The sequence below is a fragment of the Stomatobaculum sp. genome, assembly GCF_057248925.1.
This window is the reverse complement of record NZ_DBHIHF010000027.1, coordinates 1-13,012: the sequence shown is the minus strand read 5'-3', so window position 1 is coordinate 13,012 and position 13,012 is coordinate 1. Positions and strand designations below refer to the sequence as shown.

11 protein-coding genes are annotated in these 13,012 nt (G+C 59.0%); all 11 read left to right on the top strand.

The annotated features are described in order from the left end of the window. The first annotated feature begins 7 nt into the window (after positions 1 to 7). Positions 8 to 829, top strand: coding sequence for a TlyA family RNA methyltransferase (locus ACO4XG_RS09365; protein ID WP_308509068.1), 822 nt, complete (start codon positions 8 to 10; stop codon positions 827 to 829). Beyond that, positions 826 to 1,662, top strand: a complete 837-nt coding sequence (locus ACO4XG_RS09360; RefSeq protein ID WP_308509067.1) for an NAD(+)/NADH kinase — start codon at positions 826 to 828, stop codon at positions 1,660 to 1,662. The genes ACO4XG_RS09365 and ACO4XG_RS09360 overlap by 4 nt, the downstream gene beginning before the upstream one ends. Before the next feature lie 12 nt (positions 1,663 to 1,674). Next, complete coding sequence (gene argR / locus ACO4XG_RS09355; protein ID WP_308509066.1) at positions 1,675 to 2,124, top strand: arginine repressor; 450 nt, start codon at positions 1,675 to 1,677, stop codon at positions 2,122 to 2,124. A gap of 8 nt (positions 2,125 to 2,132) precedes the next feature. Then, the gene (gene recN, locus ACO4XG_RS09350) at positions 2,133 to 3,800 is read left to right on the top strand and encodes a DNA repair protein RecN (RefSeq protein ID WP_308509065.1); all 1,668 of its coding nucleotides are present in this window, start codon (positions 2,133 to 2,135) and stop codon (positions 3,798 to 3,800) included. Next, positions 3,797 to 5,242 carry a glycogen synthase GlgA gene (gene glgA, locus ACO4XG_RS09345; protein ID WP_308509064.1) on the top strand — a complete coding sequence of 482 codons (1,446 nt, stop codon included), beginning with the start codon at positions 3,797 to 3,799 and terminating at the stop codon, positions 5,240 to 5,242. Before recN ends, glgA begins: the two co-directional genes overlap by 4 nt. A 28-nt stretch (positions 5,243 to 5,270) precedes the next feature. After that, entirely contained in the window at positions 5,271 to 5,738 is a 468-nt protein-coding gene (locus ACO4XG_RS09340; RefSeq protein ID WP_308509063.1) for a divergent PAP2 family protein, read from the top strand. A gap of 88 nt (positions 5,739 to 5,826) precedes the next feature. Next, entirely contained in the window at positions 5,827 to 6,750 is a 924-nt protein-coding gene (locus ACO4XG_RS09335) for a peptidylprolyl isomerase (protein WP_485129693.1), read from the top strand. Continuing rightward, positions 6,737 to 7,234 (top strand): DUF5721 family protein, encoded by a 498-nt coding sequence (locus ACO4XG_RS09330; protein ID WP_308509061.1) that lies wholly within the window; start codon positions 6,737 to 6,739, stop codon positions 7,232 to 7,234. The genes ACO4XG_RS09335 and ACO4XG_RS09330 overlap by 14 nt, the downstream gene beginning before the upstream one ends. Positions 7,235 to 7,244: 10 nt before the next feature. Continuing rightward, on the top strand, positions 7,245 to 7,823 hold the full coding sequence (locus tag ACO4XG_RS09325; protein WP_308509060.1) for a sigma-70 domain-containing protein: 579 nt from the start codon (positions 7,245 to 7,247) through the stop codon (positions 7,821 to 7,823). Between the two features lie 31 nt (positions 7,824 to 7,854). Continuing rightward, the gene (locus ACO4XG_RS09320; RefSeq protein WP_308509059.1) at positions 7,855 to 11,607 is read left to right on the top strand and encodes a phosphoribosylformylglycinamidine synthase; all 3,753 of its coding nucleotides are present in this window, start codon (positions 7,855 to 7,857) and stop codon (positions 11,605 to 11,607) included. A gap of 46 nt (positions 11,608 to 11,653) precedes the next feature. After that, a complete protein-coding gene (locus tag ACO4XG_RS09315) occupies positions 11,654 to 12,973 on the top strand; it encodes an aspartate kinase (RefSeq protein WP_308509058.1) in 1,320 nt (439 codons plus the stop codon). Positions 12,974 to 13,012: the final 39 nt, after the last annotated feature.

Genomic DNA, 13,012 nt, shown 5'->3' with positions numbered 1-13,012 from the left:
GAACGGAATGAAAGAGAGACTGGACGTTATGATGACGGCGCGCGGCCTCGCGGAGAGCCGTGAAAAGGCAAAGGCGCTCATCATGGCCGGCGTGGTATTCGTGGACGGACAGCGGGAGGACAAGGCAGGACAGAACTTTCCGTCGGAAGTGACCATCGAGGTGCGCGGCAATCGCCTGCCCTATGTGAGCCGCGGCGGCCTGAAACTCGAAAAGGCGCTGAAAGAGTTTCCGCTCTCGCTCACAGGTAAAGTCTGCATGGATGTCGGCGCCTCGACCGGCGGTTTTACGGACTGCATGCTGCAAAACGGGGCGCTTAAGGTCTACGCGGTCGATGTGGGGCACGGTCAGCTCGACTGGAAACTCCGGAACGATACGCGCGTCGTGTGTCTCGAAAAGACCAACATCCGCTATGCGACCCGGCAGGAAGTGCCGGAGGAAATCGCCTTTTCCTCGATTGATGTCTCGTTTATCTCGCTCGAGAAGGTTTTGCCGGCGGTGCGGGCGCTGCTCTCCGCAGAGGGCGAAGTGGTCGCGCTCATCAAACCTCAGTTTGAGGCGGGGAGAGAGCAGGTCGGCAAGCACGGTGTGGTGCGGGAGCCGAAAATCCATGTTGAGGTCATTGAGAAAGTGCTCGGCTATGCGGCGGCCTCGGGCTTTGTGCCGCAGGGCCTGAGCTTTTCGCCGATACGCGGGCCGGAAGGCAATATCGAGTACCTGATCTGGCTTCGCACCGCGGAGGAAAGCGAGAGTTCTCCCGCAGTGACGCCGGAGACCGCGCGCGCTGTGGTTCGCGCGGCGCATGAGATGCTGGCGGGAGGAAAAGTATGAGACGGTTTTTACTTTTCCTGAATCGCGGGAAGGAGCACGCGGTGGAGAAGGCCGCGTTGATCCGGGAGCAGCTGCTGTCGCTCGGCGCCGAACTGGTCGACATCGAAGAGCATGATATCGCGGGAATTCGCGGCGAAGACTACGACTGCGTGCTGACACTCGGCGGCGACGGGACTCTGATTCGCGCAGCGCGGGGACTCGCCGGGAGCGGCGTGCCGCTGGTCGGCATCAACCTCGGTCACCTCGGCTATCTCACGGTTGCGAGCAGCGACGAAGAAATCCCCGATGTCTTGCAGAAACTCATCGCGGACGACTATGTCATCGAAGAGCGGATGATGCTGAACGGCAGGGTCATCCGGAACGGGCATGAGAGCCCGCGCGACCACGAGTGGCTCGCGCTGAATGAGATTGTCGTCTCGCGAAAAACAAGCGCCGGTCCGGTGCATTTCCGGATTTATGTAAACGGGGCTTTCTTGAATGAATATAAGGCAGATGGTATTATTATCTCAACACCGACCGGTTCGACGGCCTATAATCTGAGCGCCGGAGGCCCGATCATTGATCCTGCCGCGCGTATGACGGTGCTGACACCGATTTGTCCGCACTCGCTGTATCGCGCGAGTATTGTGCTCCGCGCGGAGGATGTCCTCGAGGTCTGGATTCCGGAAGAGGAGCGGGGCATTCAGAGCGCCGATTTTGACGGCGCCGCGACCGAAGAACTGCTCGGGGGCGACCTCGTGCGCATTTCGGAGAGTCAGCAGACCACACCGGTGGTCCGTATCGGGGGAGAGAGCTTTTTGGCGCAGCTGCGCAGTAAGATGGCGGCGTTGTGAGGGGGGCGACAGATGAAGCTGGAGAGACATTCGAAAATTGTCGAACTGATTGGAAAAAAGGAAATCGAGACGCAGGAGGAGCTGGTCGAAGAGCTCAGAAAGGCCGGCTTTCGCGTAACGCAGGCCACGGTATCCCGCGACATCCGTGAGATGCGGCTCACCAAAGTCGCAACGGACAGCGGCAAGCAGCGCTACACGGTCATGCAGAACGAGGACCCGAAGATTGAGAAGTATGTCCGGATTCTCCGGGACAGCTACCATGGCATGGACAGAGCCCAGAACATCCTGGTTGTCAAGACGGTCTCCGGTATGGCCATGGCGGTCGCAGCCTCGCTGGATGCAATGCATCTCCACGAAATTGTGGGCTGCGTGGCCGGTGACGACACGGTATTCTGTGCGACGCGCTCCACGGATGACACGCTGCTTCTCATGGAGCAGATCAGAAAAATGCTTCTGGGCTGAGGTGAACCATGCTGCTGGGATTGCGGGTGAAGAACTTTGCACTGATTCGGGAGGCGAGCCTCTCGTTTGAAGCGGGCTTCACAGTGCTGTCCGGTGAGACAGGTGCCGGAAAATCCATACTGATTGATTCGATTTCCGCCCTGCTCGGCGCGAAGACGGGGCGGGATATGATACGGAACGGCGAGGAGGCCGCCTATCTGGAACTTATCTTTTCGGTACAGCGAAAAGAATTGAGAGAGCGCCTCGCGGCTCTCTCGATTGTGCTGGAGGAGGACGGAACCGTCATCGTGAGCCGGAAAATCCAGAAGACCCGGAGCATATCCCGGATTAACGGCGAGGCGGTCACGGCGCGGCAGTTAAAGGAACTCGCGGCCCTGCTCATTGACATTCACGGGCAGCACGAGGTGCAGACTCTTTTCTCGACCGAGATGCACGGGCGGCTGCTCGACGAACTGCTGCCGCCGGCGGGGCAGGCAGCCCGGGAAGCTTATGCGGAGGCCTATCGGGCGTACCGGCAGCTGCTTTGTCAAGAGCGGGAGAGCGCCGACCGCGCAGCGCTGCTCCGGGAGGCAGATTTACTCGCCTTTGAAATCCGGGAACTCTCGGAGAGCGGGATACATCCGGGCGAGGAGGCAGAACTCGCCGAAGCCTATGCGAGCGCAAAACACGCGGCGCAGATTGAAGAGGCTCTCGCCGAGGCTGAGCGTGCGCTTCAGACCGATGCGGTTTCGGAGGCACTCCGCGCGGTGCGCGCCGTGGTGCGCTATGCGACATCGCTCGAAGCGCTTGCGGGACAGCTGACTGAGCTCGACGCCCTCGTTCAGGATGCCGCCGAAGCCGTGCGCGGGGAGCAGGGAAAGGTCGAGAGTGACGAGGAGACTTTAAACCGTCTTGGCGAGCGGCTCGATTTGCTGCGCCACCTCGAGGCGAAGTACGACTGCGATGAGGAAGGCCTGCTTCATCTGCTTGCTCAAAAAGAGGCGCGCGCTGCGGCAATCACCACGCTCTTACGGAGTGCCGAGACCGTAACACAGCAAAAGGAAAGCGCACTGCAAACGCTCTGTGCGGCGGCAGCCGCACTGCGGGAGTTCCGGCATCGGGCGGCGGAAAGCCTTGCGACGCGGGTCGAGACCGAACTCGCGGCGTTGAATTTCAAGGGCGCACGCTTTGAAGTCCGTTTTGCAAAGCTTGCTGATTTCGCGGAGAGCGGCAGCGAGAGCGCGGAATTCTATATTCGGACCAATCCGGGCGAGGAAATCAAGCCGCTCCGCCAGATTGCGAGCGGCGGCGAGCTGTCCCGCGTGATGCTTGCCCTGCAGACCGTACTCGCGGCAAAAGATCGGGTGGAGACCCTGATCTTTGACGAAATCGATGCGGGCATCAGCGGGCGCACCGCACAGCTCGTCTCGGAGAAACTGATGGAAATCAGCCGGACTCGTCAGGTACTCTGCATCACCCATCTCCCGCAGCTCGCAGCCATGGCGGATCACCACTACCTGATTGCGAAGGAGACGGACGGCAGCAAGACGGAGACGGAAATTCGGGAAATCACGGGAGAGGCGCTCTACCTAGAATTGGGACGACTCATTGGGGGCGCCGAGATTACCGAAGGTGTCCTGAAGACAGCAGAGGAAATGAAACAACTTGCAGAGAAAAGAAAGGAAGAAATGAGATGAAGAACATCTTGTTTGCTACTTCGGAAGCGGTTCCGTTTATTAAGACCGGAGGACTCGCCGATGTCGCCGGATCCCTGCCGGCCTGTTTCGACCGGAGATACTTCGATGTGCGCGTCGTGCTGCCAAAATATCTCTGCATTCCGGAGAGATACCGGAATCAGATGGAATATGTGACGCATTTCTACATGAACTTTAACGGCGCAGACCGCTATGTCGGCGTCTTAAAGCTGGTAGAAGACGGCATCACCTTTTATTTCATCGACAATGAGAGTTATTTCGGCGGGCTGCGCCCCTACGGCGACTGGCTCTACGATCTCGAGAAGTTTGCGTTCTTCTCGCGCGCCGTGCTTTCGGCCCTCCCGCTTCTCAATTTCCGTCCGGATCTGATTCACTGCCACGACTGGCAGACAGGTCTCATTCCGGTCTACTTAAAAGAGCGCTTTGCGGGCGGCGAATTTTTCCGGGGCATCAAATCCGTGATGACCATTCACAATCTGAAATTCCAGGGAATCTGGGATGTCGAGACCATTGAGCGGATCACCGGTCTCTCGGAATATTTCTTCACGCCGGACAAACTGGAGTCCTATAAAAACGGCAACTTTTTGAAGGGCGGTATTGTCTACGCGGACGCCATCACGACTGTGAGCCCGACCTATGCCGAGGAAATTCAGATGCCGTTTTACGGCGAGGGCTTAGACGGCCTCATGCGGGCGCGGCGCAATTCGCTCCGCGGCATTGTAAACGGCATTGACTACCGCGAGTTCGACCCGGCGACGGATCCGAAGATTGCCGCGCGCTACGATGTGAAAAACTTCCGCCATGAGAAGAAGAAAAACAAGGCAGCGCTCCAGGAGCGCCTCGGACTGCCGGTCGACGACAAGAAGTTTGTGCTCGGCATTGTTTCCCGACTGACGGATCAGAAGGGGTTCGATCTGATTCAGGGTGTCATTGAGGAGCTTTGTCAGGAGGACATCCAGTTCGTGGTTCTCGGCACGGGAGAGGAGCGTTACGAGAACTTGTTCCGCCACTACGACTGGAAGTACCACGACAAGCTCTCGGCACAAATTTACTATTCGGACGATGTGGCCCATGCGATTTACGCGGGAGCCGACGCCTATCTGATGCCGTCGCTCTTTGAGCCCTGCGGCCTCTCGCAGATGATAGCGCTCCACTACGGGACGCTTCCGATTGTCCGCGAGACAGGCGGTCTGAAGGACACGGTGGAGCCTTACAATGAATTCGCCAATACCGGTACCGGATTCTGCTTTGCCAACTACAATGCGCACGAGATGCTCGACTGCATTCGCTATGCGAAGCTGATTTTCAGCGAGAGACGGCGCGACTGGAACCACATTGTGGATCGCGCGATGCAGGCCGACTACTCTTGGCAGCAGTCGGCACTCAAGTACCAGGAGCTCTATGACTGGCTCATCGGCTACTGAGCGGGCGGACAGACAGAGAAAGGGTTACATGAGTATATTTCATCAATTGCGGGAAAATCAGGTGCTGATGAGCGCGGTCATCGCGTTTTTTGCGGCCCAGCTCGTCAAATTCGTGCTGGAGTTCTGGTCGACGGGAACGGTGAAATTTGAGCGCCTCCTCGGCAACGGCGGCATGCCGAGTTCACACAGCGCGACGGTTTCGGCGCTTGCGCTCGGCGCGGGCTATTGTTACGGCGCCGCTTCGTTTGAATTTGCCGTGAGTTTTATCCTCGCGATGATTGTGATGACAGATGCGATTGGCGTTCGCCAGGAGACCGGAAAGCAGTCAAAGCTTCTGAATAAGATGATGGAGACGGATTTCTGGAAACAGGAGGACCCCGACTTACTGCCGGTCAAACTCAAGGAGCTGGTCGGACACACACCGTTGCAGGTCGCCGCGGGTGTGGTGGTCGGCATTCTGGTGGCGCTCATCGCGGAGTACGGCTTATACCGCTGAGGAGGATGGATACGAAATTGATGAGAGAGAGAACGAAGCAGGCGCGGAAGCGGGGTGGGAAAATCCTCACCCTGCTTCTTGTCATGTTATGCTGTCTTCTGCGGCCTGCGGGAAGAAGGAAGAGAAGGCAGCCGAGAGCACCGCGCTGCCCTATTCCGAAGCGCAGCTTTTACTGGTCATCGCATCCGCAAGGCAGGAGACAGAGGAAGTCTACGGGAAAGAAATCTGGGACAAACGCGTGAGCGGCGGACGAGAGACCTTCTCGGAGGCTTACTTCGATGAGCTAAAGGAGTTTTTCTATGAGCTCAGCGCGATGAACGGCATGGCGGAGGAGCGGAATGTAAAGCTCGACACCGAGGAGATGAGACGCCTCCATGAGGCGGCAGAGCGCTTCTATACGAATTCGGTGCAGAATCAGCCGTCCTTCGGCGGACTCAGCGAAGAAGAGGTCGAGTTCATGTTTCAGCAGTATGCGCGCGCGCTGAAGCTCCGGAAGACGATGCGCGAAGACAGAAGAGCGGAGGTCAGCGAGAGCGAGGCGAAGGTGATACGGTTGCAGAGTGCCGCGTGCGAAAAGCGGGAAGACGCCGAAAAGCTCCGCGACGAGGCGATTGCCGGCGGCGATTTCCGAACCCTCGCGCGGAAATATTGCGCCGCGGATGCGCCGGTCAAGAAGGTGGCGCGGGGCGACCTGGCCCCGGCGCTCGAGCGGGTCGCTTTCGCAATGGAGGACAATACCGTGAGCGTCGTGACGGAACTTGACGGCAAGTACTATGTGTTCAAATGCCCGGTGAGCTACGACACCGAGGCGACCGCGGAGCGGCGGAAGAGCCTGCAGGATGAGAGACTGCAGAATCTGGTGCGCGAGGCCTATGAACGCTACCTGAGCGCTCACCCGATTGCGGAAAATGCGGGCCTCTGGGACAGCATTGAAGGAAAAGTCAGCAAAAATTACAGCGGTAGCAATTTCTTCACTGCCGTGCGGGAGGCACTGCGCTATGAAGGCGTATAAGGCAGAGGAGTTGCGCGCATTTACCGGGGCCTTGTTCCGGAGCGAGAGCTTTGACACTTTTCTGCTCTGCGAGGCATCTTTTCGGACGGCTTTCTCGCTCGAGATTGACGGCAGGCGCACCAAGGACTGGTACAGCGCGGAAGAGGAGCAGGAGCTCGGACGGGAGGATTTTGTCCGCTGGGGCGAAGTCAGGGAACTCGCGTTTCAGGCAATCCGCGGCAAGAAAGCGCCGCAGGCCTTCCGCCTAGTGCTCCGCTTAAACCGGCAGGAGAGTGCGACTTTTCTCGCGGAGAGCGGGAGCCGGTTGCGCCCCGAAGAGGTGAGCGGCTTTTATTGGAATTTGCAGTATGAGGAAAAGACGCTGCGCCTTGTGAGCGGCGTGAGTGTGACGGTATTTCCGGGGGATAAGGCCCTGGAACAGCTCTGGGATCAGGCAACCGTGGCGCGGCTTCGCGCGATGGGACTGGTAATCAGTGAACTCTGAGGAGGCGGTTATGAGACGGGCAGGAGAGCTCTCCGGCGGGAGAGAGGAACAGACACAGGCGGAGACCGGGAATGAGGGGATGACAGGCGCAGACCTGCTTTCTCTCTATCTCGAGGAATTAAAGCTGATTCCGGCACTGGAGCCGGAAGAGGAGGCAGCGCTCCTCGAAAAGCTCAGGGCAAACGATGCGCGCGCCAGAAAGCGCCTCACCGAGGGCTATCTTGGCACTGCGCTCGCGGAAATTCAGCCCTTTATCGGCAGTATGGAGGCGGGTGAACTGATCGGCGTCGCAAATCTCGCGCTGACCGCGGCGCTCTGCGATGAAAAAATATTGGAAAGCACTGTACTTCGTGATACCATTAAACAGAAAGTGCATACAGCTTTGGAAGAAGCCGTGCGGGAGAACCGACAGAGCGATACGGCGGAGCAGACACTTGCGGACCGCATGAACGCGATGACGGAACTGTCTTCGGAACTCGCGGCAGAGCTCGGCAGGGAGGCGAGCCCCGAAGAACTGGCAGCGCGGCTTGACATTCCGCTCGACGAGGTACAGCGGCTTCTGGCAATGAGTATGCAGGCATTGGAGTGAGGCAATCGGTTATCCGGGAGGGAATTCAGAAATGGGCGTTAGAAGAATCTATGTAGAGAAGAAGAAAGCGTATGCCGTGCGCGCGGCAGAACTGTTTGAGAACATCAAGACCTATCTCGGCATTTCCGATATTGCCGGTGTGCGCGTGCTGGTTCGCTATGACATCGAAAATCTGGATGACAAGACCTTTGTACAGGCGCGCGGAACCATCTTTTCCGAGCCGCCGCTCGATGAGCTCTACGAGGAGACATTTCCGAAGGAAGCGGGCGACACCGTCTTTTCCGCGGAGTATCTGCCGGGACAGTTTGACCAGCGCGCGGATTCCGCGGTGCAGTGCGTGCAGCTGATCGACAAGGATGTGGCGCCGGTCATCCGGACGGCGACGACCTATGTGCTCTCCGGAAAACTCAGCGAGCAGGAAATCGAAGCTGTCAAACATTTCTGTATCAACCCCGTGGACTCCAGAGAGTGCACGGAGGAAAAGCCGGAGACGCTCACGCAGAACTATCCGGCACCGGACGCTGTGAAGACCGTAGAAGGCTTCACCACGATGCCGGAGGATGATTTCCGGGCGCTCTACGCCTCCTTCGGTCTCGCGATGACGTATGAAGACTTCCTGGAGATCCGTCATTATTTCGAGAGCGAGAAGAGAAATCCGACCGTGACCGAGATTCGTGTCCTCGATACTTATTGGTCGGATCACTGCCGCCACACGACCTTCCAGACCGAGCTCACAAAGGTGAGTTTTCTCGACGGCGACTTCCGCGAGCGCCTTACGAAGACCTATGAGCGCTATCGCCGCGATCACGAGGATCTGCTCGGCGGCAGAAGCGATAAGTTCATCTGCCTCATGGATCTCGCGCTGATGGGCATGCGCCGCTTAAAGAAGGACGGCAAGCTCACTGACCAGGAGGAGACGGATGAGATCAATGCCTGCTCCGTTGTCGTGCCGATTACGGTCGATGGCAAGGAGGAGGAGTGGCTTGTCAACTTTAAGAACGAGACCCACAACCACCCGACGGAGATTGAGCCCTTCGGCGGCGCGGCGACCTGCCTCGGCGGCGCCATCCGTGACCCGCTGTCCGGCAGAACCTATGTCTATCAGGCCATGCGCATCACCGGCGCGGCGGATCCGACCCGACCGCTCGGCGAGACACTGCCGGGTAAACTCCCGCAGCGAAAGATTGTCAGAGAGGCAGCGCACGGCTATTCCTCCTACGGAAACCAGGTCGGTCTCGCGACCGGCTATGTGAAGGAAATTTATCACCCCGACTATGTCGCGAAGCGCATGGAGCTCGGCGCGGTCATGGCAGCGGCGCCGAAGAAGAACGTGGTGCGCATGAGTTCCGACCCGGGGGATGTGATTGTGCTGCTCGGCGGCAGAACCGGCCGCGACGGCATCGGTGGCGCAACCGGCTCTTCGAAGATTCATACGACGGCTTCGATTGAGAGCTGCGGCGCCGAAGTCCAGAAGGGCAACGCGCCGACCGAACGGAAAATTCAGCACATGTTCCGCCGCCCGGAGGTGAGCCTCTTAATCAAGAAGTGCAATGACTTCGGCGCAGGCGGCGTCGCGGTCGCAATCGGCGAGCTCGCACCGGGCCTCACCGTGGATCTCGACAAGGTGCCGCTGAAGTATGCGGGGCTCGACGGCACGGAGATTGCGATTTCCGAGTCGCAGGAGCGCATGGCCTGCGTGCTCGACCCGAAGGATGTCGATGCCTTCCTGCGGTACGCGAAGGAAGAAAATCTCGAGGCAACGCCGGTTGCCGTGGTTACGGCGGAACCGCGTCTCGTCTTAAACTGGAGAGGCAAGGCGATTGTCAATCTGTCCCGCGCCTTCCTCGACACGAACGGCGCGCACCTGACCGCAGAGGTCGAGGTGGAGCTGCCGAAGCGGAGCGAGAACCCCTTCGGCTATGCGGCCGGAGAGTCGGTCAGAGACAAGTGGCTGAATATCCTCGCCGATCTGAATGTCTGCTCACAGAAGGGCCTGGTTGAGATGTTCGACGCCTCGATCGGCGCGGGCACCGTCACGATGCCTTACGGCGGCAAGTACCAGCTGACCGAGACGCAGAGCATGATCGCAAAGATTCCGCTCTTAAAGGGACATACCGATGCGGCGACGGTCATGAGCTACGGTTTTGATCCCTATCTCTCGAGCTGGAGCCCCTATCACGGCGCGGTTTACGCGGTCTGCGACTCGGTCGCGAAGGTCGCGGCGGTCGGCGGAGACATCGATAAGATTCATCTGACCTTCCAGGAGTTCTTCCGCCGCATGGATGACAACAAGCCGGAGAGATGGTCGCAGCCGTTTGCGGCTCTGCTCGGCGCCTACGAGGCACAGCTGGAGCTCGGCCTCGCCTCAATCGGCGGCAAGGACTCGATGTCCGGTACCTTTAACGAAATCGACGTGCCGCCGACGCTGGTGAGTTTTGCGGTCGATGTCGCTTCGGTAAAGGATATCATCACACCGGAACTGAAGGCTGCGGGCAACCGCCTCGTGCTCCTCACGGTAAAGCGCGACGGCGATCTCTTGCCGGACTATGAAGATTTGAAGGCGCAGTACCGCGCGCTCACCGAAGACATCAAGGCAAAGCGCGTTCTGAGTGCTTATGTTTTGGAGCGCCACGGCGCGGCGGAGGCTGTCACGAAGATGGCGCTCGGCAACGGCCTCGGCGTGAAGCTCGCGGACAGTGTGAGCGAGGCAACCTTGTTTGCGCCGGGCTGGTGCAACCTCCTGCTCGAAGTGCCGGCAGAGGCGCTCGGAAAACTCTCCTGCCGCACAGAACTCTTTGGCGAAGTGACGGCAGCGCCCGTGCTTTCCTACCGTGGCACCGAAATTTCGCTATCGGAGGCGGAAAAGGCGTGGACCGGAACCCTCGAGGAGGTGTTCCCGACCCGTGTCACCGAGGACGGCGAGATTCTGGATCGCCCGCTCTACCACGCGGCCACCGTCGCAGTCTGCGGTCACAAGATCGGCACGCCGCGCGTCTTTATCCCTGTCTTCCCGGGCACGAACTGCGAGTACGACTCGGCGCGTGCGTTTGAAGCAGTCGGCGCCGTTGCGAGCGCGCCCATCTTCCGCAATCAAAACGCGGAGGACATCGCGGCTTCCGTGGAAGCATACCGGAACGAAATCCGGAATGCCCAGATTGTGATGTTCCCGGGCGGCTTCTCGGCGGGCGACGAACCGGACGGCTCCGCAAAGTTCTTTGCGCAGGTCTTCCGGAACGAGGTGGTGAAGGAGGAGCTCTTAAAGCTCTTAAACGAGCGCGACGGCCTGGTGCTCGGTATCTGTAACGGCTTCCAGGCGCTGATTAAGCTCGGCCTCCTGCCGGACGCAAACATCAGGGAGCAGGCGCCGGATGCGCCGACCCTCGCAATGAACCGAATCGGCAGACATTTGAGCCGCATGGTGAACCTGAAGGTTGTCTCGGACAAGTCTCCGTGGCTTCAAAACGCGGAGCTCGGCGGCGTGTATGCGAATGTAATCTCGCACGGTGAAGGACGTTTTGTCGCGCCGCAGGAGACGATTGAGGCGCTCTTCCGGGCAGGACAGGTCGCGACGCAGTACTGCGATCTGGAGGGCAGAGTCTCGACCGACGAGCTCTGGACGCCGAACGGCTCGTATGCGGCGATTGAGGGCATCACCAGTCAGGACGGACGCATCTACGGTAAGATGGCGCATCCGGAGAGAATCGGAGAACACATTAACAAGAATATTCCGCTTCGCCAGGACCTCGGCATCTTCGCCGCGGGCGTAGCGTATTTTCGCGGGTGAGCTCTCCATCCCAAAAGAAACAGACAAGTAAGGAGAGTAGGAGTGCATGAAGAAGGTAGTAAAATTTGGCGGTAGTTCCCTCGCCAGTGCGGAGCAGTTCAAGAAGGTCGGTGAGATTATCCGGAGCGATGCGGCGCGGCGCTATGTCGTGCCGAGCGCACCGGGCAAGCGCCACAGCGGTGACACGAAGGTGACCGACCTCCTCTATCAGCTCTATGACAGCACGGAAGATGAGGCGCTCTTTCAGGAGACGCTGAAGGAAATCAGAGGGCGCTATCAGGAGATTATCGACGGGCTCTCGCTGGATCTGGATCTCAGTGCGGAATTTGCCGAGCTCGAGAAAAACTTCCGCGCGCAGTGCGGACGGGAGTATGCGGCGAGCCGCGGCGAGTATCTGAACGGCCATGTGATGGCGGCATATCTCGGCTTTCCGTTTGTGGACCCGGCGGATATGATTCTGTTCCACAACGACGGGACTCTGAACGCGGAGGAGACCGAGAGTGCGGTCGCCGAGAGACTGAAGGACTATGACTGCGCTGTCGTGCCGGGCTTTTACGGGCGCAAGGAGGACGGCAGCATCGCGACTTTCAGCCGCGGCGGCTCGGATGTCACGGGCTCGGTGATTGCGGGTGCGATTCACGCCGACCTCTATGAGAACTGGACGGATGTGTCCGGCTTCCTCTGTGCAGATCCCCACATTGTCGAGGATCCCGCGGTCATTGAGACCATCACCTACCAGGAGCTCCGCGAGCTCTCCTACATGGGCGCAGGTGTCATGCACGAGGATGCGATTTTCCCGGTGCGGAAAGAGGGGATTCCGATCAACATCCGGAACACGAATCGTCCGGAGGACAGCGGCACGATGATTGTGAGCTCGACCTGCAGAAAGCCGCGCTACACCATCACCGGCATTGCGGGCAAAAAGGGCTTCTGCTCGATTACGGTTGACAAGGACATGATGAACTCGGAGATCGGCTTCTGCCGCAAGGTGCTGCAGGTCTTTGAGGACAATGATATCAGCCTCGAGCACATGCCCTCCGGCATCGATTCGATGACCATCGTCGTGCACCAGTCGGAGTTCCTGGATCACGAGCAGAAGATTGTGACCGGCATTCACCGCGCGGTGCACCCGGACCAGATTATTCTGGAAGACGATCTCGCGCTGATTGCGGTCGTCGGCAGAGGCATGAAGGATCAGCGCGGCACGGCGGCGCGCGTCTTTGCGGCACTCACGCACGAGCGCATCAATGTAAAGATGATCGATCAGGGCTCTTCGGAGTTCAATATCATCATCGGCGTCAAGGGACGCGATTTCGAGAATGCGATTCGCGCGATTTACGCGATTTTCGTACTGACGCAGATTTGAGTGAATTCATGAGACAAATCATTGTAGTGGGCGGCGGCG

Excerpts from the sequence above, each read along its gene's own strand:
- ACO4XG_RS09365 (WP_308509068.1), top strand. The coding sequence starts at position 8 with ATGAAAGAGAGACTGGACGTTATGATGACGGCGCGCGGCCTCGCGGAG.
- ACO4XG_RS09360 (WP_308509067.1), top strand. The coding sequence starts at position 826 with ATGAGACGGTTTTTACTTTTCCTGAATCGCGGGAAGGAGCACGCGGTG.
- argR (WP_308509066.1), top strand. The coding sequence starts at position 1,675 with ATGAAGCTGGAGAGACATTCGAAAATTGTCGAACTGATTGGAAAAAAG.
- recN (WP_308509065.1), top strand. The coding sequence starts at position 2,133 with ATGCTGCTGGGATTGCGGGTGAAGAACTTTGCACTGATTCGGGAGGCG.
- glgA (WP_308509064.1), top strand. The coding sequence starts at position 3,797 with ATGAAGAACATCTTGTTTGCTACTTCGGAAGCGGTTCCGTTTATTAAG.
- ACO4XG_RS09340 (WP_308509063.1), top strand. The coding sequence starts at position 5,271 with ATGAGTATATTTCATCAATTGCGGGAAAATCAGGTGCTGATGAGCGCG.
- ACO4XG_RS09335 (WP_485129693.1), top strand. The coding sequence starts at position 5,827 with ATGCTGTCTTCTGCGGCCTGCGGGAAGAAGGAAGAGAAGGCAGCCGAG.
- ACO4XG_RS09330 (WP_308509061.1), top strand. The coding sequence starts at position 6,737 with ATGAAGGCGTATAAGGCAGAGGAGTTGCGCGCATTTACCGGGGCCTTG.
- ACO4XG_RS09325 (WP_308509060.1), top strand. The coding sequence starts at position 7,245 with ATGAGACGGGCAGGAGAGCTCTCCGGCGGGAGAGAGGAACAGACACAG.
- ACO4XG_RS09320 (WP_308509059.1), top strand. The coding sequence starts at position 7,855 with ATGGGCGTTAGAAGAATCTATGTAGAGAAGAAGAAAGCGTATGCCGTG.
- ACO4XG_RS09315 (WP_308509058.1), top strand. The coding sequence starts at position 11,654 with ATGAAGAAGGTAGTAAAATTTGGCGGTAGTTCCCTCGCCAGTGCGGAG.